The 23,315-nt window shown below is 35.5% G+C and carries 20 protein-coding genes and 1 pseudogene; 12 read left to right on the forward strand and 9 right to left on the reverse strand.

The window, feature by feature from the left end; genetic code table 11:
* Positions 1-640 precede the first annotated feature (640 nt).
* Genes CLV62_RS06065 through CLV62_RS06075 form a run of 3 tightly spaced genes read left to right on the forward strand, consistent with a single transcriptional unit; the run spans position 641 to position 5,408 of the window.
* Positions 641-2,854: a fibronectin type III domain-containing protein gene (locus CLV62_RS06065; RefSeq protein ID WP_110309888.1), complete on the forward strand. Its 2,214-nt coding sequence runs from the start codon at positions 641-643 to the stop codon at positions 2,852-2,854.
* Positions 2,854-4,722: a hypothetical protein gene (locus tag CLV62_RS06070; protein WP_110309889.1), complete on the forward strand. Its 1,869-nt coding sequence runs from the start codon at positions 2,854-2,856 to the stop codon at positions 4,720-4,722. The genes CLV62_RS06065 and CLV62_RS06070 overlap by 1 nt, the downstream gene beginning before the upstream one ends.
* Complete coding sequence (locus CLV62_RS06075; protein WP_110309890.1) at positions 4,722-5,408, forward strand: outer membrane beta-barrel protein; 687 nt, start codon at positions 4,722-4,724, stop codon at positions 5,406-5,408. Before CLV62_RS06070 ends, CLV62_RS06075 begins: the two co-directional genes overlap by 1 nt.
* A 107-nt stretch (positions 5,409-5,515) precedes the next feature.
* Here CLV62_RS06075 and CLV62_RS06080 read toward each other — a convergent pair whose 3' ends face one another.
* From CLV62_RS06080 to CLV62_RS06105, 6 genes are all read right to left on the reverse strand, one after another.
* Entirely contained in the window at positions 5,516-6,058 is a 543-nt protein-coding gene (locus tag CLV62_RS06080) for an RNA 2'-phosphotransferase (RefSeq protein ID WP_110309891.1), read from the reverse strand.
* Between the two features lies 1 nt (position 6,059).
* Entirely contained in the window at positions 6,060-8,102 is a 2,043-nt protein-coding gene (locus tag CLV62_RS06085) for a M41 family metallopeptidase (RefSeq protein ID WP_110309892.1), read from the reverse strand.
* Between the two features lie 15 nt (positions 8,103-8,117).
* A complete protein-coding gene (locus tag CLV62_RS06090; protein WP_110309893.1) occupies positions 8,118-8,708 on the reverse strand; it encodes a hypothetical protein in 591 nt (196 codons plus the stop codon).
* A 13-nt stretch (positions 8,709-8,721) separates the two neighbouring features.
* Positions 8,722-9,342 carry a peptide chain release factor H gene (gene prfH / locus CLV62_RS06095; RefSeq protein ID WP_110309894.1) on the reverse strand — a complete coding sequence of 207 codons (621 nt, stop codon included), beginning with the start codon at positions 9,340-9,342 and terminating at the stop codon, positions 8,722-8,724.
* A 41-nt stretch (positions 9,343-9,383) separates the two neighbouring features.
* Positions 9,384-10,781: an RtcB family protein gene (locus tag CLV62_RS06100; RefSeq protein WP_110309895.1), complete on the reverse strand. Its 1,398-nt coding sequence runs from the start codon at positions 10,779-10,781 to the stop codon at positions 9,384-9,386.
* A 498-nt stretch (positions 10,782-11,279) separates the two neighbouring features.
* Entirely contained in the window at positions 11,280-12,305 is a 1,026-nt protein-coding gene (locus CLV62_RS06105; protein WP_110309896.1) for a PDDEXK nuclease domain-containing protein, read from the reverse strand.
* Between the two features lie 193 nt (positions 12,306-12,498).
* Here CLV62_RS06105 and CLV62_RS06110 point away from each other — a divergent pair, with 193 nt between their 5' ends.
* From CLV62_RS06110 to CLV62_RS06125, 4 genes are all read left to right on the forward strand, one after another.
* A complete protein-coding gene (locus tag CLV62_RS06110; RefSeq protein ID WP_110309897.1) occupies positions 12,499-13,308 on the forward strand; it encodes an AraC family transcriptional regulator in 810 nt (269 codons plus the stop codon).
* A gap of 202 nt (positions 13,309-13,510) precedes the next feature.
* On the forward strand, positions 13,511-14,503 hold the full coding sequence (locus tag CLV62_RS06115) for an alpha/beta hydrolase (protein ID WP_394337193.1): 993 nt from the start codon (positions 13,511-13,513) through the stop codon (positions 14,501-14,503).
* A complete protein-coding gene (locus tag CLV62_RS06120; protein ID WP_110309899.1) occupies positions 14,503-15,078 on the forward strand; it encodes a sugar O-acetyltransferase in 576 nt (191 codons plus the stop codon). Before CLV62_RS06115 ends, CLV62_RS06120 begins: the two co-directional genes overlap by 1 nt.
* 2 nt (positions 15,079-15,080) lie before the next feature.
* On the forward strand, positions 15,081-15,572 hold the full coding sequence (locus CLV62_RS06125) for a cyclophilin-like fold protein (protein WP_110309900.1): 492 nt from the start codon (positions 15,081-15,083) through the stop codon (positions 15,570-15,572).
* Between the two features lie 437 nt (positions 15,573-16,009).
* Here the strand turns inward: CLV62_RS06125 and CLV62_RS06130 are convergent, their stop codons facing one another.
* The 3 genes and pseudogenes from CLV62_RS06130 to CLV62_RS22150 form a co-directional block, all read right to left on the reverse strand.
* Positions 16,010-17,023 carry a hypothetical protein gene (locus tag CLV62_RS06130; RefSeq protein ID WP_110309901.1) on the reverse strand — a complete coding sequence of 338 codons (1,014 nt, stop codon included), beginning with the start codon at positions 17,021-17,023 and terminating at the stop codon, positions 16,010-16,012.
* 20 nt (positions 17,024-17,043) lie between these two features.
* A complete protein-coding gene (locus CLV62_RS06135; RefSeq protein WP_245904018.1) occupies positions 17,044-17,682 on the reverse strand; it encodes a restriction endonuclease in 639 nt (212 codons plus the stop codon).
* Positions 17,683-17,706: 24 nt separating this feature from the next.
* Positions 17,707-17,868, reverse strand: a pseudogene (locus tag CLV62_RS22150) (restriction endonuclease); the annotation flags it as partial.
* A 165-nt stretch (positions 17,869-18,033) separates the two neighbouring features.
* Here CLV62_RS22150 and CLV62_RS06140 point away from each other — a divergent pair.
* The 5 genes from CLV62_RS06140 (at position 18,034) to CLV62_RS06160 (ending at position 23,207) form a co-directional block, all read left to right on the forward strand.
* Positions 18,034-18,771, forward strand: a complete 738-nt coding sequence (locus CLV62_RS06140) for a hypothetical protein (protein ID WP_110309903.1) — start codon at positions 18,034-18,036, stop codon at positions 18,769-18,771.
* 27 nt (positions 18,772-18,798) lie between these two features.
* On the forward strand, positions 18,799-20,262 hold the full coding sequence (locus CLV62_RS06145) for a S41 family peptidase (protein ID WP_110309904.1): 1,464 nt from the start codon (positions 18,799-18,801) through the stop codon (positions 20,260-20,262).
* A gap of 219 nt (positions 20,263-20,481) precedes the next feature.
* Positions 20,482-20,766: a MerR family transcriptional regulator gene (locus CLV62_RS06150; RefSeq protein WP_110309905.1), complete on the forward strand. Its 285-nt coding sequence runs from the start codon at positions 20,482-20,484 to the stop codon at positions 20,764-20,766.
* A gap of 5 nt (positions 20,767-20,771) precedes the next feature.
* Entirely contained in the window at positions 20,772-21,986 is a 1,215-nt protein-coding gene (locus CLV62_RS06155; protein ID WP_110309906.1) for a VapE domain-containing protein, read from the forward strand.
* A 258-nt stretch (positions 21,987-22,244) separates the two neighbouring features.
* Entirely contained in the window at positions 22,245-23,207 is a 963-nt protein-coding gene (locus CLV62_RS06160; protein WP_110309907.1) for a toprim domain-containing protein, read from the forward strand.
* The last annotated feature ends 108 nt before the right edge of the window (positions 23,208-23,315 follow it).

Here is a 23,315-nt window from a genome sequence, read left to right on the forward strand (position 1 = left end):
TAGGTAAAAAACAATTTCAATTCAGGGTAGTCAATAGGGTAGTTTTTATTGGGTAACACTACCCAATAAAAACTTATATCTAAATGTTTGTTCATAGATCAAATATCAGATAATATTTCAATCACTTCCCACCTAACATTTCGTCCTTTAATAAAAATCACGTATTTTAGCTAAATAATTGATACAGAATAGAACGCAAACAGAACTTATAAATCTATTTGTACCGACATAGTGTTAAGTTCTTGATATAATATATTTTATATTTGTTGTATCGAGGGGAAGTATGACCAACGACAATTTTCTTTTCCGGCAAAGATGGATTTGAATTACTATTCAGCAAAAATAGCTTTAGCTTTTTCTAAAGTATCAGTCTCATCTATTCTACGTATAAAGAGTAAATAAGAAATCTGCTCGATAGCATTAGGGGCTATTTCCTGCAAACTTCGCCACGGCAATCAGATGGTAACTTTCATCTATCATCTTGGTAATAAAAATTCCTCTGACTACATACCTGATGAAGTTTTTGAGTTTTTAATTCTTTGGTCATTATCTTCAATGATGATTATTTATCAAACAATCATCGGTAGCTAGATGTGGTAAGAAAAATATGATATATTTGTACAAAAATTAACCTATTACTATGAATAAATATTTTGTAAGATCCATTTTCATTGTTTTATCCTTATTATTTTTTAGTTGTGAATATGAAACAGAAAAGGATTATTTCGTTGAAAAAGAAAAACCTTCTGAAAATATTGATTTAAGGTTGAATATCCGGAATATAGGAGAAGACGGGATAATTTATATATATACAACAACAGAACTGATTTACTCTATTGATGCTGTAAGTCAGCAATTATTAAATATTACATTTACTTTAGATGGTCAGAGTATTCCTAAAAATAATAATGCTATCATTTTATATTCATCTGATCAAGAGAAGGAACAAAATCTAAAAGTAAAAGTCGAACTAAAATCAAATACTGGCAGTTTGGCAGATAAATTATATCTGGAAAAATACGTAGGGGAGTTCTCATTCAAAGTCAGATTTATAAAAACTGATCTGAAATTAAACATTGTTCAAGAAATGACGAATGATGGCCGTTTGAAACTTGTATGGGATAAACCGTCATTAGAACAAACTCCGGTTGCAAAATATAATATATCATACTACGACATTATATCGGGGAAGGAGAAAAGCTTTGATATAGATAATCCTGAAAATTCCTTTTTTATCGATAACGACTATGTATATGGATTTCGGGAATATAAAATTACAACATACTTCGAGAACAATAAAATCAAACCTTGGACGGATATGTATATTGCTCAATATAAACAATTGACAATACAAGATATACATTTGAATTTAAGACAACAGCGTAGTACTGCTGGTTATTTAGAACTTATCTGGGATAAGCCGAATATAAACCGAATGCCTGTGATCAAATATTTGATAGAATACTATGATAGTCAGTTAGGAGGTTGGCAAACTAAAAACATCGAAGATCAGAATAAAACAAGTTTTGTAGACGAAAATTATGCTTATGGGGAAAGAGAATACCGGTTTACAGTATGGCTATATAGTGATCTATTTAGTTTTACCACAAAATATATACCTGTATATAAAAAACTTAGTAAAGATGATTTTGTCTTCGAAGATATCGATTTAAAAACAATACGTATATCCTGGCCCCAACCGGAATTTAATTGCACGCAAATAGTAAGATTATTTGATGATAAAAATATTCTTGTAGTTGATGGGACAAACACTATAGATGTAGAAAGGTTGCCATTCCCCTACATTGCATGGAGATGGAGTAACTACGATATGATTGATGTGCATTTATTAGGAAAACAAACAAACTATGAGCTTACTCGTCATCCAGGTTTTTTCAGCCAAGGCTCTTTTGGTACGAAGTATTTTTATGATCAATTCAATATTAGTGATGATCCCTTGGGTTTTGTTCCTTATTCGAAAGGAAATTTACTATATATTTTGGCAAGAAGAGGTATATACAAAACCGATATGGTAACAATGAAGACGGCTAAAGTTATGAGTTTTGATGAAACAATTAGTATATCCATGTCTTGTGATCAATATTCCACTAAGATAGCTGTAAGAGATTACAATAAAATAAGTATATATAAAAATCATAGCTTTACAAACCCGACTCAGATCGAATTAGCATACGGTGTACATCCAACATATGAGATTTTGAAATTTACCAGTGACAATAAATTACTTATATCTTCGAATAATAGTGGTTCTAATTTCTATAATATCTCTTTAATGGTTTTTGATGCCAATACTGGGAAATATTTATACGATATTCCAATCCCAACTTCTGGAAAGAACATCAACGAGATGAGATTATCTGCTGATAATAAATATATGTTATTGAGTCTATTTAATTTCAATGATGAATCTTCCATGCAAGTTGATATTTTAGAATTGAATGGAAACCAAACCAAATTAATAAAAACATTAAGCTATAACGATTTAATGGCTAATGGACCTTTTATTTATTTTAACTCTTCCAATCCAACTCAATTAATACAGGGGAATAATCAAAAATTTCGTGTATCAGAACTACCCTCTTTCAACAAAATAGCAGAAATTGATGGTCAATTTTCGTCTGTAGATGTGGTTAATGGCAATTTTTTATATACTACTTCTGGCCAATTATATCAAAATATTAATGTGCTGGACCCGACTTTTTCAAAACTTTTATTTCAAATGAGTATTGATAGCGAAGAGCCTCTGTCATATAATAATATTTTAGTGAGTCCTTCAATCCATGCATGGGGTTCATACTTCGACATCTCAAAATTCATGAAGAAGACTAAATAATGAAAAAAGGAATAGCTATAATATTCATTCTTTTATTTACATACTCATGTGAATATCAAACTGAAGAGACTCACTTTGTAGAAAAAGAAAAGCCAATTCCAGATAAAGAAATTGACATCAACTTGTATGGGGTCAGAGATAATGACATTATTTATATTTATGATAAAACATGGCTAAGTTATAGCATAGATGAAGAAATTGACAAAATATTGAAAACGGAAATAACTCTAGACGGTATACCTCTTGAGAACAGCCACAATGGAATATTAATCAATCCCGATGCCTATGACAATAGTATTCATAAGCTTAAACTATATGTTGAATCTACTTCCGGAACGCATAGTCTGGCAGAAAAATTGGGTTTGGAAAGATACATTGGAGAGAAAGAGTATACCCTAAAATATATCCATGTAGATAGAGGATTGCAAATAACAGATGGTTTATCTGAGAGCGATTACTTGAAAATACAATGGAAGAAGCCCAATATTGAAGGACTGGAAGTTGACAGGTACGAAATTACTTATGACAAGGATTGGTCATGGAACTCAGAAATAACTATTACAATATCAGACCCCAATCAAACATATATAATTGATGAAAACTACGTTCATGGATATAAGGATTATCAAATAAGAACATTCTTTAAAGATAATAAAATAGAACCTTGGTATGACAGGTATACCATGAGCTATTCCTCTTTAGGTGGAGAGAAAATTCAGATTAAAACAAATGATTTAGAAAGTGGTTTTGTGTCATGGAATAAAAACAAATATAGATGTAAATATATATTTGCTTATGGTGTGGATGAAGAAGGATTCACAAAAACAGAAACTTTAGAATATACATCAACTAGCAAAAATATTTCGCTGCCACCATTCCCAGAAGATATTTATGGTTCAATATATGTATTGCCAGAAAATTATGAAGGTAATAATTATTGGACATGGGGCGAGAATTTCTTTTACTATTATTATCCAACATTTCTCCCAAGAGACTACTACAACAGATATTTCGTAGCTGATACCGGAAATAAGTTACTATACGCTTTTAGGGGATACAGTATAGCACAATACGATGTAATCACAAAAGAACAGCTCAAGACAGTATCTATTAGCTATATAGACTATCACGAAAATGACAAACTATCTTGCTCTTCACAAACAGGAAAAGTTGCAGTTCTTCAATCTCTGACCAGACAGATTCATATTTTTGATAAAGATATGAATCAATTAAACAAGTTTGAAATAGATGGAAACACGATATATACAAACTTGGACGATGTTTTCGCCATTACAGACAATGATATGATTATTATAAGTGGAATGAGCTATTCGAGAAAATGTATGATTTATAATATCAAAGGTGAACTTCTGTATAATATCACTGTGCCAACATCTCCGTATAAAACTAAGATTACAGTCTCCGATGATGGTAAATATATGTGTATATACAATACTTTTGACAATATAAAAATATATCAGATAAAAGAAGGAGGAGCGATATTGTATAAAGATATGGATATTTCTAATGTTTCTGGCTGTTATTTTGATCCGATTACTGATAATGAATTGATTGTTCAAGAGTCAAAAAGTTTTTATAAGTTGAATCTAGAAACTTTAAGTAAGACAGAGGTAATAGAAGGAACATATATCTCTACAGACCCATATACAGGTTATATACTATATTATGACTTAGATTTTAAAACTAATAAAAAAGGACATATTCGAAAGTCAATAACTGATATCAAAACTTACAACATCAAACTAAGCACTTATTATAGCAAAGACTTAGTTGGTAATACATATATATTTAATAATACTCTTGTCACAAATAATCCTTATTGGGATATCTCAAAATACTTGAAATAATGAAAAAAGCAATTTTAGTTTTATTAAGTTTATTTTTTATTCTACAAGCACAATCTCAGATAACAGTAAAATATTCTGTAGGTTACGGATCATATAAAATGTCTGATATGAAAGATTTATTATCAGGTACACGGAATGCTATTTTAGCTAAAGTCCCGGGATTAGATATTTCAACTACTGATAATTTCCCGGGTTATATCATGCATACCTTTGATCTAGGTTATAGAATGCAAAAACATGAATTCGGAATAACCGTTAGTTATTTAAATACTGCAGGAAAGATTTCCTATGCCGACTATTCGGGAAAAATAAGTTCAGAGATAAAAGTAAGTGGATATCGGGGAGGAATATTCTATCGAAATTATTTTTATAGTATTAGTATGGGCGAAAATCAAAGCATGTCTTTTTATGGAGAAATTTCACCTAGCCTTATTTTTTCAAAAATTAAAATAGATCAGGAAGTTTTTCCGAAAAACAACATTCTGGAACTGGAAGATAATAGCTATAATAATACAAGTGTTAGTCTTTTGCCTCAGTTAGGAGTAAAATATAATTTTACTTCACACATTGGACTATTTGTTTCTACTGGTTATGAAATAAATTTCTCATCTAAAATATCAGAAATTGAAAGTGAAATTGATTGGTCGGGTTTACGTGTTAACGGTGGTATAAGTTATAGTTTCTAAAAATATGAATTATGAGCCTTACAAATTTATATTTACAGGCTGAAGTTGAGATTCAAATCTCATATATACGCTAACAATTACAAGATTTCTAAATTATTAATATGTTATTACTTCGATATATACTTTACATCTACAAAATCAGTAAGCCAAACCCCATTGTCTGAACAATAAAACAAAACACCATCTTCATGCATCTTACCAGTCATAATAGTTAAGATGCAAACCTTGCCATGTCTGGAACCCACTTTTTCTGCCGTCTCCTTATCACTGCTCAAATGTACATGCTGACGGCTGCCTTTTATGATTCCTTCCTTCATAATAGAGGACAGAAACCGTGTAGCTGTTCCATGATATAGAAATTCGGGAGGCTCGACAGGAGATAAAGCCAGATCTATATCTATCGAATGTCCTTGATTAGCCCTTATTTTATTCCTTTTTTCATTGAACGAGTAGCGTTGCTTATTATTTGTTTCGACAATTTCCTCCAATTCTTCCATGGAGAAATGATAGCGGTGCTTTTTAAACTTTTCAATAAGTTCCTGTACATTCGCCCAACCCTGTTCGTCAAGTTCTAAGCCTATTTTTTGAGGTTCGTGTCGAAGCACTAGGCTCAGAAACTTACCGATCCGTTTTTTATGTTCTTCTGTCATTTTAGTTGTATTTCTCTGCTAACCCTTTTAAGTGTCTGCGATAGAAAATATGTTCTGCATCTTCGATGATTTCGTCCAAACTGAAATCCACTGCATATTGTCCTATAAATTCTTTTACCTGTTCTTTTGTTAAGGTTCGCTTATCACTCAAATAGTCAGCCATTTTGATTAATAATTTTTCCTGTTTTTGTAATGTTGAGTATGCCAATTGTTCTGCTTTCAAGAGCAATTCCTTTGCATCTTTATTAACGGTTTCACTACTGTTGTCAAATATGACCGATGGCGTACCGTTCATATTCTCATTTCCGAAAGCGGCTTTTACGTCTCCCATCCCACAAATATATAGCACATAAGTTGCTAATTTCGTGGCTTTGCTCAAATCTGAACTCGAACCGATAGTTACATTCTCTTCTCCAAAGATAATACGTTCGGCAACAAGACCTCCCAGCAAAACGGCCAAACGGTTTATGATTTCTTTTTTAGAAATGTAATTCCATTCGGGTCGGGAAAGGACAAATCCATCGCTGTTGCTATCGGCTGTTACCGAAAATACGACCTCAGGAATTGTTTTCATCAGCACAGACAAAAGTACTGCATGACCACTCTCATGTACTGCGACTATGGCCTGTTCATCGTTTCGTTTTTCCTGACGGAGTTTTCCTAATACCAACGTTTGTTGATCGATAATATGGTGGATAACCTCTCCATTTTTCAAAAAATCAATCTTCAGTGCAGTGCTATCTTTTTCAGAAGCTTTATCGTCTATTCTAAAATAAAGCGAATCTGCTTCAACTCCTTTCAGGTAGATTTCATTCAGTATTTTACCTAAACGTGTATTTACAACCTGATGAACAGTAGTAAACAACGGTCGTGTTCCCTGCGTAGGGTATACCCCTTCTTCATATACCAGACGTTCTACTTTATCATCGAAGATCATGGAGAGACCGTAGGTGTCTGCAACTTTTCTTTTTACTTTATCCAGTTCTAAACGTATAATACCGTAAAATGATTTTTCGTCGAATGCGGGATAGATAATATGGTTGTTACCCAGACGAGCTATTTGTTCGCTACGGAAACGGTTCAGCAAGGCCTGCTTTACTTCTGTAATCGTTATTTCGGTCGATTGACGGTGAAGTTCATTCGCACTCATATCGGGATTGAAATTGCGACTCATTGTGTATACTTCATCCAGATTGCCCATTACAAATATTAACGATTTGGTACAATCTACTGTCTTGGGTTTCAAAGATGCTTTATAGAGTTGTATCAAATAATCAATTGTCTGATCGCCATCCATCTCATTCAATTTGTCTTGTAATTCGCTTTTTACCAAAAACAAATGATCTACCATATTGAAGATTGTGTCCAGATCGCTGTCTGATACAAAAGGAATTTGCTCTACTTTCTTGTTCTTCTTCACTTCGGGTCTATTGCTTGAATTCACAACATCCCAATACAGGTCTTCGTTCCCTGAGATAATTCCTTTCTCGACTGTTACTCCTTTATATAATGCCAGATCAAGCTTCTTTATCAGTTTATTAAACCAATTCATATTGTATTCGAAGTCGATAACATCGAACTTTCCGCAATCGAGTAAATCCCATATCGCACGGATCGAAGCCCTGTCTATTTCTTCCTGCTCTTCGTTTATTGTCCTCGCCAGTTGAAATTCGTCCAAGTTGATTATAAAAGGTTCTCCGTCACAATTATTATAGATATCTTTAAAGGAATCTTGTATATCATAGTAACGGCTAGTACATTCTCCGAGATCGAAACGGAAATAATGTTCCGAGAAACCGATCAGTTCAGTGAGGCGTTTGATTAAGGATGTTTTACCAATACCTGTCAATCCCCACAGGTTAATAATAATCGGACGATCCTGTATTTCGGGAAAGAAAAACCATGAAGTAATTGTATTTGCTATTTGATCAATAATACCATCAATTCCGATAAATTCTTTTTTCAGCTGAATAACAGCATTATTCAGGACTTCTTTCTTTTTCTGTAAGTGATTTTTATATTGTTCTGTTTTTATTTGTTCCATTATTTTCTTTTATATTTATCTCTCAAAATATTCAAAATACTTATTCCATATAATTTCCTCATACTTTAAAGCATAGCTTTCCGCATAATTCTCTCCTCTGGCAATTTTTCGTGATTTAGTATTAATTCTGTCATGATGGTGTCCCAGTTCATGAAGAAAAATGTGCAAAAGTAAATAAGCTTTGATTTGATTCTCAGTAAAATCACATATAACAAAATCTTCCTTTAATGTATATCTAACCTCAAGCCTATCAAATATTTCTTTGTGGGCTTTGAAATAACCTAAGCTATATTCTTTAGTCATCTCTTTTTCCCAGGCACATATTCCGATCACTCCGTTTTCGTACCACCCATCTCTGTAATAACTTCCTCTTGATAATAACACAGCATCAAATTCAATATCAATTTCTTCCCTGTTAGGGAATATCTCTAAGAACTGTTTTATATCCCTTTTCTTCAGGAAATGCTTGTAGCCTTTCCCGGGATTTTCTATATCAATCTGAATCTCATCCTGACGTGTGTTCCAATAATTGGGAGTTTTGGCATGCCTGTTCTTCTTTTGGACAGCGCCCTTTTTTATTCTGGTTGTCGTTCGTCTTGCAAACATAATTTTAGTCTTTTTAATTCAACGATTCCTGTATTACTTTCACAGGATTGCCTCGTTGCAAATTATTATGATTATTCCAATTTTTCTGAGCTGCCTGCATACTCTGTTCTATATTCCAAGCAGCCAATTTAATTAACAGCCGTTTCGTTGCCAGCTTTTTATTCTGCAATTGCGAACGCTGATCGGAAGCCGTAACACTCAATCCCGAAGGAGTGTGAATTGCTCTCACCGCCGATTCGGTTTTATTGACATGCTGTCCACCGGGACCCGATGCACGAAGAGTCTGATATTCAATTTCCTTTTCGTTGGTATCCTTAATGTCAGGTACAATAAAGGAATTTAACCCAATAAACCAATTCTTGCGTTTATGATAGATACGATAAGGGCTTTGGGCAATCCATTGAATTGTACCTTCCCATTCCTTTACTATATCTTCGCATCCTTTACCCTCTATCGAAAGTGTTGCCGAAAACAAGGTGCGATTAATCACACCCTGTTCTCTTTCCAACACTTCTGTATTAAGCCCTGCCTTTCTAGCTTGTTCCATTATTCGCTCTAAAACGAGTGCGACCACACGGCAACATTCGGCAGGACCTCGTCCGGAGGTTATTTGTAAGTATATTTTACTACTCATGTTTTGTTATTGCTTAATTAGCTAATTGGCACATTAGCTAATTACTCTTTATTCATTCTAACTATCCGTGGCATAAACCTGCCATGGATATCCACTAAAGATTCCTGAGCAGGCATTACCTTGTCAATATCTTTATAAGCCAGAGGCATTTCTTCCACACTACCGCCTATAAGAGTCACTCCGTTTTGAGTAAGTAATTTCTTCAAAGCCGATTGTGTAAATTGTTCTTTTGCCTTTTGTCTCGACATAGCCCGTCCTGCTCCATGTGAAGCAGAGTTTAACGAATCGGATACACCTTTACCGCTTACCAGATAACCCGGTGTTGCCATGCTTCCCGGAATAAATCCCGCAATGCCTTTTCCCGCAGGAGTAGCACCTTTACGATGCACTATCGCATATTTGTTCGGAGCTATTTCTTCTCTCCATGCAAAATTGTGATGATTATTTACATTCGCTAATGCTTTTAATCCAAGAGCTTTGCTTAAGTTGATATGTATACGCTCGTGACATGCCTGTGCAAAGTCTCCCGCCAGATTCATACTCATCCAGTATTCCTGTCCGGCTTCGGTATCCAGTCCTAACCAAGCAAAATGCTGTGCCTCACGTGGTAGTTTACATACTTCACGAGCCACATCACTGTAATGTCTGGCAATAGCTGCACCCATTCCACGGGAACCTGAGTGTGATAGCAAGGCTGTATAATTTCCCGCAGGAAGTTTTAAGACATTGTTTTCTATTAACTCTATCTCCCCAAATTCAACAAAGTGATTACCACCTCCTGATGAGCCTAATTGCCTAACTACTTTTCCATGTAACAGTTTGAGTAGTGATGTAAGCTGAAATTCATTCCTGTCCAATATATCATGTTCCTGAGGAAAACCCAGACAGCCATCCATTCCGAAGTGTGTATATTCTTTTAACGCTTCTTTTATCTGATGTGAATAGCGTTTCAAAAAGTCCACATTGGCATCGAATATGGTCAGACTCATTCTGCAACCGATATCTACACCAACAGCATAAGGTATTACCGCATTTTCTACTGCCAGCACACCTCCGATAGGCAAGCCGTATCCGGCGTGTGCGTCAGGCATCATAGCTCCGGCAAGTGTAACAGGTAATCGCATTGCCAGATTCATTTGCTGTTTGGCCAAAGTATCAATAAATTTATTTCCGTATGTTTTGAATGCCAAAGGCTCATCGAGCAGGTTGTAAACTGTGAACGATTTGTCTACCGGCATCGGTGAAAAATGTTCCGCCAGTTTTCCCCATACTTCATTGCCTTTATATTTATCGGGATATGCCAGCAAATCGCTAAGCATTTTTATAATTTGTTCTTTGCTGTCGTGTTTGCAATATTTGCTTACTATGTTGATCGCTAAACTACGTGCCACATTGTTGGTATATCCCAGTTTACTTAATTCTTTAGGTTGTATGCCCATTTTTGTTTTTGATAATACAGAGACATATATAACAGCCGTATGGACGTAATTAACCCATAACAGAATATATCTCTGTGTAAGATACGAAAGACAGAAAAGTATATAACGATATACCTGTCAACGCATCGACATTGATAATAATTAAAATTTAAATTGTGATTGTGGAACTAATCAACGATAACCAATTTGCAGCCGTAGATTTTTGGTTTTCTAATTATATACATAAGTTGCAAAAGCTCTTCATCCCGATGAGCCAGCTTAGTTCCTGTTTTCTGTGTTTTATTTCTTGACCAACATAATTATACCCTTTCGTGATTTTTTAAGGGTTAGTACTCTTATTTCTGCCACAAATATACTGCGATTTTTTATATTAACAAATATTTGGAATAAAAAGATAGTTGAAGATTTATACTTAAAGAAAGAAATTACAAAGGACAACGATTTTGAGGAGTTAAATGGGGGGGAGGATAGAATTCAAAATATCACAACAATCTACCTTTATTTGTCCATTAACAGGTTTAACTTTTTAGCTATCTCATCCCCATCAGGTAATAGCTCCTGATATGATTCGGGCAATTCAGTTGTAAGGCTATAAGTGGCAATACCTATCGGCTGATTTGAATCTTTTAGTGCATATTCCACTATTGTACGCTTTTTAGATTTACATATAATGATTCCAATGGAAGGATTTTCGTGAGGCAGCCTTATTTTATCATTCAAAATATTGAGATAGAACTCCATTTTTCCTTTATATTCAGGAAGGAACTTACCTATTTTCAGCTCGACGGCGACCATACATTGAAGTTTACGATGGTATAGAAGCAAATCAATAAAATACTCTTCACCCTCCAGTTCAATACGGTATTGATTTCCTACAAATGTAAAGTCTGTACCGAATTCAATAAGGAATGAACGGATATTTTTGATTAATGCCTGCTCCAGTTCTGTTTCTGAGTGCTCTTCCCCTAATCCAAGAAAGTCGAAAGTATAATCGTCTTTTACTGCTAAAACAGCCTGATGTTTTATATTATCAGGTAATGTTTTGTCAAAGTTAGTTTGTCCTAACAGATATTTTTCAAATGCTTTTGCTTCTATCTTATGTATAAGCACATCTTTGGTCCATCCATACTTCTTGGTTGACAAGATATAAAATTGTCGCTCCTGTATATCTTTACACTTAGTCATTATTGCTAAATGTTTTGTCCAGCTAATTTCTGCAACTAATGGTTGCAGAATTTCATTTCCCTCATACTCAGTGTAAAACTGCTGCATATACCAAATATTACGTGCACCAAAGCCTTGAATGCCCGGAAATTCTTTCTGCAAATCTTTTGACAATGTCTCGACAACAGCTTTCCCCCAACCGGATGCCTGCTGTTTTTCTGTTATTTGCTTACCGATATCCCAATAAAGTTGTATCATTTCTTTATTGACTGCTTTCATTGCCTCATATTGAGCAGAACGGATTCGTTCCTTGATCTCAATCAGGAAATGATTATAATCGTTGGGTTGGATATTAGTCATACAAATATTTATTTTACTTCAAAGATAACTTATTTCAATATATTACTTTACCTTCTTTGAGCTATTTCGCATAGTCTTTAATAAACAGGTATTTTATTTATCATCTGAACCTGTCAGCAAAAAAGAATGAGCCTGACAGCGAAAAATTATTCCTGTCTTTATACTATATTTGTATGATATAAAACCTGTCAGCATGGAAACTTCAAAAACGATAAATTATTCAGGCACATTCCTGTCCTGTTTCTTTGATAACAATACAAGCTGTGTACATGCCACAAAAGACCATACACTCGTATACCTGTATTCAGGGAAACTGATTATCGAAGAAAGAAATAAAGAGACCATCGTTCATCCGGGCGAATGCGTCTTTATACGCCGTAACCATAGGGTTAAAATGACGAAATTGTACTCTGATACCGACCAGTACAAAGGAATATCCATGACCTTTAAACGCAATTTCCTCCGTGACTTTTATAGCGAAATAGATAAAAACCATATTCCTAAAAAGGTCAAATCTCTGAAAGAAAGCATATTCAGAATACCGCTTAGACCAGATATAACCAGTCTTTTCCAATCTCTGATACCGTATTTCGATTCTGCCGTGCAGCCAACGGATCACATTATTAATTTGAAAGAACAGGAAGGAGTCTACTGCTTATTGAACACAGACAACAATTTCTTTCCTGTCTTATTTGATTTTTCCGAGCCTTGGAAGATTGATATTCTTGATTTTCTGAACGAGAACTATATGGATGATCTGACAATGGAAGAGATAGCTGCTTACACTGGGAGAAGCCTTGCTACATTTAAGCGTGACTTTGCGAGGGTCAGCGATATTACACCTCAGAAATGGCTTATTACTAAGAGGCTGGAAGTAGCCTACGACAAGCTAAAAAATCAAAATAAGAAAGCTAGTGAGGTATATGTCGATGTAGGTTTTAAGAACCTGTCTCATTTCTATGCCGCATTCAAAAAGCAATACGGTTTTTCTCCCCGAAGATAAATACTTGTCTGCAAAAGATTTCGAGCCGTAGAGCATTTCTGCTTTGCGGCTTTTTGCTTTTACTTTAAAATGAGCTTACAAGCGAAAAACATTGAGCCTGTGAGCAAAAATTATTCCCCTATCCCATCTTAATTTTGTAGCATACAATTAAAATCTCGAAAAAATGAAAAGGTTATTTTTATTCACATTAATAGTATTTGTTATGAGCAACTCAGCATCGGCACAAAGTGCGACAGTCGCACAGCAGGCAGACCATTACACTTTTCAATTAAGTGATAAGGTTACACGGCAAAAAGTAATGTTCAAAAACCGTTATGGAATTACGCTTATGGGCGATTTGTATATCCCCAAAAATACCAAAGGGAAATTACCGGCTCTTGCCATAAGTGGTCCGTTTGGTGCGGTAAAAGAGCAGTCCTCGGGGCTTTATGCTCAAAATATAGCAGAGCGTGGTTTTATTACGCTTGCTTTAGATCCGTCTTATACGGGAGAAAGCGGAGGCGAACCCCGCCATGTAGCATCGCCCGACATAAACACCGAAGATTTCAGTGCCGCAGTTGATTATTTAGGAATACAAGCGAGTGTTGACCGAAACAAAATAGGCATCATTGGTATTTGCGGGTTCGGAGGTTTTGCGTTAAATGCTGCCGCTGTTGACAAACGAATTAAAGCAGTAGCAACTACAAGCATGTACGATATGTCAAGAGTGAATGCCAACGGTTATTTCGATGCCACAACATTGGAGCAACGCACCCAAACATTAGAGCAATTAAGCCTACAGCGTTGGATGGATGCAGAAAACGGAACTCCGGCTTTAGCCCCCAAAGGGCTGCCTGACAAAATTGAAGGCAATGAACCTCAATTTGTAAAAGAATACTTTGATTATTATAAAACGGAGCGGGGTTTTCATCTGCGTTCAATAAATTCAAATGGTTCGTGGACAGTTACCAATGTGTTATCGTTTATGAATATGCCGATTTTAACTTATATCAAAGAAATCTCGCCAAGACCCGTTTTGCTGATTGCAGGGGAGAATGCACATTCCCGCTATTTCAGTGAAGATGCTTATAAAGCAGCTTGCGAGCCCAAAGAGTTAATGATTATCCCTCAGGCTGTTCACGTGGATTTATACGACCGTTTGGATGTTATCCCATTCGACAAACTGACAGAGTTTTTTACTAAAAATCTGAAATAATGAAAGATATATTCGAGCGCGACCTGTCTGGCGAGTTGATTCCACTTACCGATCCGGACTATTATAAAATCGGCGCAATAATTAACGAGGCACAGAAAATCATTGCCGAACTAAACAACTCGTATCATGACACAGGGGAAGTGCAAGCATTATTTTCACGCCTTACAGGCGTGGAGGTGGATGAAACATTTGAACTCCTGCCTCCTTTTTACACCGACTTCGGACGGAATATCCGAATAGGTAAAAATGTATTTATCAACCACTGTTGCGAATTTATGGACAGAGGTGGCATAACCATAGGAAATGACGTTCTGATTGCACCTAAAGTTAATCTGATCACGATCGGGCATCCGTTGAACCCTGCCGACAGACGTGCAACATATACAGCTCCCATAATTATCGGAAACGGCGTGTGGATCGGTGTAGGAGCAACGGTAATGTCTGGTGTAACCATTGGTGAAAACTCTGTTGTGGCTGCCGGAGCGGTCGTAACCAAAGACGTACCTCCCAATACGATAGTGGCAGGCGTTCCAGCAAAAGTGGTGAAAACATTAAATTTCGATAGCACAGATTAGATATGAGAATAATAGTACTTCATCTCATTTTCATATTCGGGATAATATTTAACCTGAGTGCTTGCACTACCGATAATGAAGCTCCCCCGCCAGCAGAAAAGCCGACGGAGCAACCCCCAAATCCGGAAGACAATCAAAATCATTCTGAAAATATGAATATCAAAATTATTATTGGAGACAAGATACTTACAGCGATCTTGAATGACACGCCGACATCGCAGGACTTTATAGATAAACTTCCTCTAACTCTGCAAATGAGCCGGCACGATGATCGGGAGTATTACGCAGATATGTCTCTATCGAAAAACGTAGCGACTCAGAACGGCTATGTAGTAGGTGATATTTGCTATTGGACACCGGGAGATTGTATCGTATTTTATTATGCAAAAGGTTATACCGGAAGTCTTATCAAAATGGGCAGAATAACATCCGATTTGAGGATCTTTATCAGCTTGGATAATAATATCTCTGTGAGAATCGAAAAAGAGAATTAGAACCACTAAAGTTCACAGTCAAAGATAATGAAACAGAGGACATTTTGCCAATTGATAAATACAAAGAGTACACAAGAAGATTACAGAAAAACAAACAAATTTAAATAGTTAAATTTAGGTTCAAGTACCTTTTTTACAAAAGTACCGCTTATCTTTACAATCAAAGTTCATTGATACAATACATTACGACGAAAATTGGCGAAAAATACGCGTGGGTTTATTCGTGGGACTGAATTTTTAGACATCTGCAATATATTGGTATTCAAAGGATTGAACTTTAGGTTCATCTTCCGTCCATACCGCCTCTCAAAAAAGTAATCTATTGATTATCAATAGATTGCTTTTTTCATTTATACAGTTGTGTTGCAAATTGGAAAAATATAGCCTTTCTCATAATAAAAACAACTATTGAGAAATAGTAGAAAATACAGAAAAATTTATTTAGTTCTTCGCTGCAAATATTTCTCCATGTAACGACGTACGAAATGTCTAATATCTTTACTAAACATATACATCTCTTCTGATTTTCCAGATATTTCTCTATACATAGGATGTTCTAGCATCTTTAGGGTATCCTCGAAATTCTCCAAAGATTTTACTTTTTCGGTTTTGGTCTTTGATGATTTAAGAACTTTGTATGTATCAAGTCCGATTTCATAAATCCAAGGCAAATCATCTTTTATCAAGCTAGTCATCATCAAAAAAGTTAAACTAAAATTCTCTAATTTCATCTCCATATGCATAATCTCTTCTAGCATCATAGGATGAAACTTTCTGCGCCTTCTAATGTCTGGGTCGTATAACCTACTTTCAATTCGAGAAGGTAAAGCATCTACCTTGGATTTCAACTCTTCAATAATTTTAGATGATTGCATCCCTTTATCTATGTTTGAAACTGAAACTCTCAAATCAGAAATAGCTTCAACAATATCTGCTAAAGAACGTTCTTCTGCATCACCACTCTCTTTTAATACTTTTAGATCTAAAGATACCGAAATAGGGTTATGTACTTCATTATTGCCTGTTTCAATAGATTTTACTTGCGAAAATATTTCTTCTTTTGCAGTTGCGACACTGTCTAGATTATGTAGATCAAACTGAATTATTCTTGTCGCAGCAACGTCAAAAGGAATAACATCGCCTTTTCTTATCATTTGTACAAGAGGCTTCCTAACGGCATGCCTAACAGCTAACTCATAAAATACATTTGGATTCCGTTCTGTTAAGTCGGCAACTACAAGTTCCGCACTCACAATATATTCAATAATCTGTGTAGTAATAATTCCCGGTTCAGATATTTTATCAGCTCTAATCACTTCATATCCTAATTGTTTCACAGGTTCAGTAATTATGTGTTTCAGTATCTGATCCGAGCGTTCTCTTGTTTCAGAACCTTCTTCTCCTATTGGAGATATGACAAAACAAATCTTTTTATCCTCCTTTTTAGCCATTGTATATCAATTTATTTATTTTATATCTTATCAAACCATTCGGGATTAATAATGACCTCTTCTATTAATTCTGTTTTAACACCAAGATTAAATTCTTTAAGTTTTTCGCAAAGTAAATCTCCATCTATTAGGTCAATCGGAGGTGCACCATCTCTAGACGCTTCTTTTATTGCATCTCGTGTAAATTTACCTGTAGTTATAAATAAACCCTTATCTGCTCGACCTTGCATTGCTCCTCTGAAATCACGAATATAGCTTGATGCTACTGAATCTTTAAATCTTTTACATTGAAAGAAAACATGAAAACTTAAGAAACCATTAAGTCGCACAATACCTTTGCCATCAATACCTCCATCTCCAGATTTACCTGTGACCTCCACTTGTATGAATCCACTTTCTCTTAAAATCCTTTGACTGAGCCTTTCGAAAGCTGATGGATCAATGCTTTGAAGGACTTTCAATAGCTTTTCTTTCCAGTCTAACTCATCAGGTTCATTTTCAACAACTGTATCAAGCATCTCAGTCTGTTTGCTTCGTTTAATGTCCGGTTCATTGTTCTCTGCCCTGACAGTTTTAACAATTCCATTCGAATTAAAAGAATCAGGATTTATATCATTATCAATTAATGACCAAATACCTCTTGAAGAGTTTTCTATCAATCCATATTTTTTAAGATATGTTCGTGCCCACGCAAGGCGATAGTCAACTTTACTCTGTATACCGTCTTCTTTATGAGGAATACTTAGAATATCCTCACTTATACTAGCTATTTCGTATACTTTTTCATTGATTTCCTCTATAGTTCCAGAGCCGTCTAGCTGTTGTAAAGCTTTGAGTGTAGGGATAAGTAGCTTATCATAAGTTGGTACTTGATCGTGTTTTTTTTTCTTCCCATATTTTTAGCATAAGATTTAAATTTTCTGCAATTTAAGAATAATTTATAGGACTACCTTTTAGCAAATTTTTAATTTTGAGAATAAAGGATAAAAAAATCTTCTTATTTTTACCTTATGGCTAATAAAGTAAAAAACATTTTCAGATCAATTGGTAATTTTTTGATGGATAACCTCCATCAATCACTTCATCTTGAATACAGGCTTTTAAAACGGGGATATCTATTATATAGACATGAGGTCTTGAAGAAGGGTAAGACATTCGAAATATATGCAAAGGATTATTTGGCTGAAATATATAACTTCAGCTATAAAAACCCAAGAGAACTAGCCGAGAAGACACGCATTCACTCCAAAGTAGTGGATATATTTACTCTTCGCCCCGACCTTATACAACAATATTTTGATAAAGACTTTGACTTCAGATTCTACAAACAGTTGATAAAGGAATATGATACTTCAGAATTTATTCCTAGCCAAGTTGACATAACAGATACTACTCATATGGAATTAGCTGAACCAAATCCAATCGTTGAACAATTTCCAATATTAGACAAAGAAGAGCAACTTGCTAAAGTGCGAGTAGAAATACTAAAATATGAATCAGGAGAAAAACAACCTAAACATATTGGACAGCGGATGTTCGGTTATTTACTTAAAGCTAATTATTTTAGTGCATATAACGATGAACAACGAAATGAAGCTTGGCAAAAGTTCACAGGTTTAGAGACTAAACCAGAAATGAGTTATCTACGTGATCCCTCTTATAATAAAAATTCAATAGCAAAAGAAAAATTTTCAGCACAACTTAAGCGGATTGATGAGTTTTTCTATTTAGTGGGGCTAAAAATGTAGTTTGTCAAAAATACCTAATCTTAATATATGAAACCAATAAGTAAATATTTTCACATCGCATTTTTGGTTTGCCTTGTAAGCAATCCGATACAAAGTCAAATGCTTTCTCAGAAGCAAATGCAGGACGATCTGTCCTTTTTGCAAGGACACATTCACCAATATTTCTTTCCGTTAGCATTATTGGAACAACGGACAGGCGTAAATGTGGATAATGAATTCAAAAAATTAAACGATGAAATAACACCTGCAACCTCTATCGAAGACTTTGTCCAAATCATCCGACAAGGATTAAATCTACTGAATGATGCACACTCCCAAATCATACCCGGTTCTTCTCTGGCAAGCTATGTTTCGCCCGATTATTATTTATCATCGATAGGAAACGTCTCACTGGCAGATACGACCAATGCCGATTATTATTACCGTTTACTTAACAAAAGTATGAATGGGAAGGTGCAAATCAATATCATGACTAAATTCATGAATGGAGAATATTACAATATACGTCCTTTTCGATACAATAGTATCCGTGTTAATGGAGGAGAAAAAATAAGCAGCATTGACGGTCTACCGATGAACCAGTTTGTTGGAGACAATTCCGCTAAAATGTACTATTTATTCTGGGACCCAATCAGTCAAAAATACTATTCGCGTTCTTTCACAATGGTTTTACCACTTTTGAATATAGAGAAATTCACCCTAAATATTGGGGATAAAGAGATAGCATTATCATTGGACACAACAGTAGAGACTTTGCAAGAAAGACACTCTCAATCCAATTATAGAAACGTGATGCTTATCGACAATAACATTCTTTATCTGCGAATGCCGGCAATATCTGACAGAGAATGGTACATCAGCGAATTGCTTCGCATATATACACCCGATGTAGAAAAAATAATATTTGACATAAGAGGAAATTCGGGAGGTTATGACGGTGTATGGATAGATCTGCTTCGCAAAATAATCGATAGACCCTTGGAATATAAGTATCATGTTGGGATGAATCATAACCCAGCTATTGAAAATTCAATTCTATCTTCGTTCAGTGAATTAAAAATGATACGAAAAGGAGATAAAACAGAAATGTACAGGCAAACGGTGCAATTACCTGACAGCAATAGCGTCCACTTTAAAGGTAAAATGTATGTATTGCAAGATGAATTCACTTACTCAGCTGCTGCGGCATTAGCATCTATAGCATGGCAAAACGAAAATATGGAGGTGGTAGGTGCTCCCTCAGCTATGATAAGCGGCTATACCCTACCAGCCATCGCATTTAAACTTCCGAATTCGGAAATCGTTTTCTCTTTAGCATTCACCGCTGATCTGGCAGGAGGAGAAAAAAATCCGTATATGGATAAAGTAGAAGTTGAAATTCTGGAAAATAATATAGATGCCTACGTTGACAAAATATTGAACTACGATTGTTACAGTGAAGAATACCTGTTGAATAAGGATAAGCTGATAGAATATGTAAGAGAAAGATAAACGATTATAGAATTTCGTCTTCATTATAACCATATTTAGCAGGCTATCCGCCTGCTTTTTTTATGCCTGTTTTCTAAAATTTTACTCTATTTTCTAATGACGAAAATAAGGGAAATAGCACAAAAATATCATATATTATCATTAAATATCGAAAACTTTAGGAGGTTGATTTTCAGTGTTATATTGCATAAAAATTCAGAAAACTAAATTCTTATTTTTATGCGAAACAAAAACTATTCACGTTGGCAAAAGCCGGAAAAAGAAGAAACTATCAAGGATAATTCTTCTACCGAAAAAATGTCGCTTATAGATATAGCGATGAGTAACCTAATCAAAATGAAAGAGGCTACCAAACTTCTCAAAGCCTCTGCTCCCACTGTCCGTAAATACGCTCGGCTCGGTTATTATAAAGAATACCGATTCGGAGAAAAACTTGTCTTCTATGATAAAGAGGAAATATTAAACTTTATCCTAAAGAGATTCAAAACCGCAGAAGATAGTTAACTCCCATGAAAGGAAAAGAAACTACTTCCGCCCGTCAATCGAAAAACGAACGGATCGAGCAGAAACTACGTACGCTGTATAGCTTTCGTTACAATAGCGTAAAAAGCCGTACGGAGTATAGGGAAATCGATGCACAAGGGGAGTTCAAGCCTGTAACCAAATATTTTTTGAACTCCCTTCGCAGGGAAATTGATGTCAAGGTAGGTATTACAACCTCTGCCGATAATATCCGGGCTATCCTCGAAAGTAATTTTGCAGAGAAGATACATCCTATCAGGGAATATCTCTCTCAACTGCCAATGCTGAATCCTCGGGAATCTTGCTATACGGAACAGCTTTTACAGACAGTGATTGTTTCCAATCCTGACAAATGGGAAGAATATCTGATTAAATGGCTGATAGGTGTTGTTGCCAATGCGATGAGCGATGTCGGTTGCCAGAATCATACTTGTTTGGTTCTGACAGGCGAACAGGGCAAATTTAAAACGACATGGCTCGATCACCTTTGCCCCACATCCTTAAAAAGCTATCTCTTTACAGGTAAGATAGACCCGCAATGCAAAGATGTATTGACCTTGATAGCCGAATATTTGTTTATCAACATTGACGATCAGTTAAGGGCATTGAATAAACGGGACGAAAACGAACTGAAGAACCTGATAACCACTCCGGCAGTAAAATATCGTAGACCATATGATACGTATATTGAAGAATATCCACACTTAGCCAGTTTTATGGCATCGGTAAACGGAAATGATTTCTTGACAGACCCGACAGGCAGCAGACGCTTTCTGCCTTTTGAGGTTGTCCGTATTGATATTGACAAAGCTCTCTCTATAAATATGGATAATGTATTTTCCGAAATCATGTATTTGTATAAACAGGGAATGCGTTATTGGTTCGATGATTCGGAAATAGAAGAGCTACACCGTTTAAGTTCAGGCTTCCATGTGCAGACCGTGGAGTTTGAGATGCTAATGCAGGGATTTGAAAAACCAACCGTAGAGAATGAAAACGAACATTTTATGACTACCGCCCAAATACTAAATTATCTGCGGATGTTCACCAATGTACCATTGTCTGAAAAACGGATGGGTGAAGCGATTCGAAAAGCAGGATTCAAACGGTTACAAAAGCGAATTAACAACAATCCATCTCCTGTATATGGTTATCGGATAAAGAAGATTAAACCCAATCCCTTTATTGATTATGAACTGTAATTAATAGACATTATTTTCTCACATTACTACCTTACTACATAACAAGCTAATCCCGTGAAAGAAAAGAAGATTAGTTGTAGTAAGTGGAGAAAGCGCCGTCTTACTTTCTTGTTACTACTTACTACATTTTAAGATATGTAGTTACTACTATTACTTCTAAAAAATACACCTTTTATGCTATTAATAAGCAGGTTAAAGTGACTGTAGTATGTAGTAAGAATATATCTGTAAAAAACAAAATATAAAAGAATCAACATCATGACCACAATAGAATTAAACAACCTGTCCATCAAAGACTATCTAGCCGAACAAAACATCCATCCCGTCAAAGACAGAGGATACTACGGCATGTACCATTCCCCATTCAGAACAGATAGCAACGCCAGTCTCAAAGTTGATTACACTAAGAATCTATGGATAGACTTCGGCTCTAACGAGGGTGGCACAATGATAGACCTTGTTATGCGATTGGATAACTGCACCCTAAAAGAAGCCATAAACAAGCTCGAATGCAGATACGCAAATATGCAAACAGGCAGCAATACCGATAATCAGCCCGAACCCTTCTCTTTTCACGGTAATAACCATTTGGAAAAAATCGAAAACAATCAACTATCAGGAATATCGATCCAAAAAATATTGCCCATTACCAACCAAGCATTACTCTATTATCTCACAGAACGAAAAATCAGTATTGATATAGCTAAGCAACATTGCAATGAAATCCATTACTCAGCCAACAATAAACCATATTTTTCCATCGGCTTTAAAAACGATTCGGGAGGCTATGAACTTCGGAATAAATATTTCAAAGGGTGTACCTCTAAAAATATAGCAACAGATAGAAGCACTGAATCTAATACCGAAGCCTGTTTAGTTTTCGAGGGATTCATGGATTATCTATCTTACCTCACAATGAAAAATATTCAATACTCAAAAGTAGATATTGTCGTGTTAAACTCAATAGCTAATCTGTCCAAAGCCATAGACTTTATAATATCACACCAAAAGATCTATACCTATCTGGACAACGACCAAGCAGGAAAAAACGCAACCCAGCAGATAAGTAAAACTTGCAAAGCAGTCATAGACAAGTCAACAGACTATGCCAACTACAAAGACCTAAACGAGTGGCTCTGTAAAACCAAGCTAATTGAGAAAGAACAGCAAGTACAAAAACAAGAGCAGATACGAAGACCCTCCCGAGGAATCAGGCGGTAATTCCCGTCAGCTACCCAACGGGCTTTTAAAGAAAAGCCATAGCTCATTAGGGCATTTTCTTAACGCTCCGTTGCACTCTCACTAAAAAAGCCCTCCTGAGTCAAGGGG

This window comes from Indolivaga alginatilytica, from assembly GCF_003201355.1.
GTDB lineage: Bacteria > Bacteroidota > Bacteroidia > Bacteroidales > Dysgonomonadaceae > Dysgonomonas_A > Dysgonomonas_A alginatilytica.

Bases quoted from the DNA above. Each gene is read 5' to 3' on its own strand.
- CLV62_RS06080 (WP_110309891.1), bottom strand. From the start codon at position 6,058: ATGACAGAAGAACATAAAAAACGGATCGGTAAGTTTCTGAGCCTAGTG.
- CLV62_RS06120 (WP_110309899.1), top strand. From the start codon at position 14,503: ATGAAAGATATATTCGAGCGCGACCTGTCTGGCGAGTTGATTCCACTT.
- CLV62_RS06140 (WP_110309903.1), top strand. From the start codon at position 18,034: ATGGCTAATAAAGTAAAAAACATTTTCAGATCAATTGGTAATTTTTTG.
- CLV62_RS06125 (WP_110309900.1), top strand. From the start codon at position 15,081: ATGAGAATAATAGTACTTCATCTCATTTTCATATTCGGGATAATATTT.
- CLV62_RS06085 (WP_110309892.1), bottom strand. From the start codon at position 8,102: ATGGAACAAATAAAAACAGAACAATATAAAAATCACTTACAGAAAAAG.
- CLV62_RS06130 (WP_110309901.1), bottom strand. From the start codon at position 17,023: ATGGCTAAAAAGGAGGATAAAAAGATTTGTTTTGTCATATCTCCAATA.
- CLV62_RS06150 (WP_110309905.1), top strand. From the start codon at position 20,482: ATGCGAAACAAAAACTATTCACGTTGGCAAAAGCCGGAAAAAGAAGAA.
- CLV62_RS06075 (WP_110309890.1), top strand. From the start codon at position 4,722: ATGAAAAAAGCAATTTTAGTTTTATTAAGTTTATTTTTTATTCTACAA.
- CLV62_RS06105 (WP_110309896.1), bottom strand. From the start codon at position 12,305: ATGACTAATATCCAACCCAACGATTATAATCATTTCCTGATTGAGATC.
- CLV62_RS06100 (WP_110309895.1), bottom strand. From the start codon at position 10,781: ATGGGCATACAACCTAAAGAATTAAGTAAACTGGGATATACCAACAAT.
- CLV62_RS06155 (WP_110309906.1), top strand. From the start codon at position 20,772: ATGAAAGGAAAAGAAACTACTTCCGCCCGTCAATCGAAAAACGAACGG.
- CLV62_RS06145 (WP_110309904.1), top strand. From the start codon at position 18,799: ATGAAACCAATAAGTAAATATTTTCACATCGCATTTTTGGTTTGCCTT.
- CLV62_RS06115 (WP_394337193.1), top strand. From the start codon at position 13,511: ATGAGCAACTCAGCATCGGCACAAAGTGCGACAGTCGCACAGCAGGCA.
- CLV62_RS06065 (WP_110309888.1), top strand. From the start codon at position 641: ATGAATAAATATTTTGTAAGATCCATTTTCATTGTTTTATCCTTATTA.
- CLV62_RS06070 (WP_110309889.1), top strand. From the start codon at position 2,854: ATGAAAAAAGGAATAGCTATAATATTCATTCTTTTATTTACATACTCA.
- CLV62_RS06090 (WP_110309893.1), bottom strand. From the start codon at position 8,708: ATGTTTGCAAGACGAACGACAACCAGAATAAAAAAGGGCGCTGTCCAA.
- CLV62_RS06160 (WP_110309907.1), top strand. From the start codon at position 22,245: ATGACCACAATAGAATTAAACAACCTGTCCATCAAAGACTATCTAGCC.
- prfH (WP_110309894.1), bottom strand. From the start codon at position 9,342: ATGAGTAGTAAAATATACTTACAAATAACCTCCGGACGAGGTCCTGCC.
- CLV62_RS06110 (WP_110309897.1), top strand. From the start codon at position 12,499: ATGGAAACTTCAAAAACGATAAATTATTCAGGCACATTCCTGTCCTGT.